Below are 336 nucleotides of genomic sequence, written 5' to 3'. Positions count from 1 at the left end.
GGTGACCTGTATGTCGAGAACGAGAGCGAGAATCTAGAGTACAGCGGCGCTTCTCAGACATACATAAAACAGGGGAATGAGAGGATATACGGGAAAGTCCTATTTTACCAATGGGAGAATAACTGGGTAGATTGGAGGAACTCCAACAAATTCATGAACATCTATCGCGGATTTAAGGGAACCGAAACGGAGCTTTGCTTGTTTAGTTTCGATATTCGACATTGGGATCGGAATTTGAAAATTAAACTGCAATAGGATGAACGATGCTGTCCACGTCATGATATGACGTGAGGCAGCATTTTTTTTCATTCCTTCCAAATTAGTGAACCTAAATGA

Annotated in this window: 1 pseudogene; it reads left to right on the top strand. The window is 41.7% G+C overall.

The annotated features are described in order from the left end of the window. A pseudogene (locus BBG47_RS30540) lies at positions 1-255 on the top strand (RNA polymerase subunit sigma-70); the annotation flags it as partial. Positions 256-336 lie beyond the last annotated feature (81 nt).

The sequence above is a fragment of the Paenibacillus sp. KS1 genome (assembly GCF_001680695.1).
Lineage (GTDB): Bacteria > Bacillota > Bacilli > Paenibacillales > Paenibacillaceae > Paenibacillus_B > Paenibacillus_B suaedae.
Note: the sequence above shows the minus strand (reverse complement) of the source record. Positions and strands in the feature narration are given on the sequence as shown.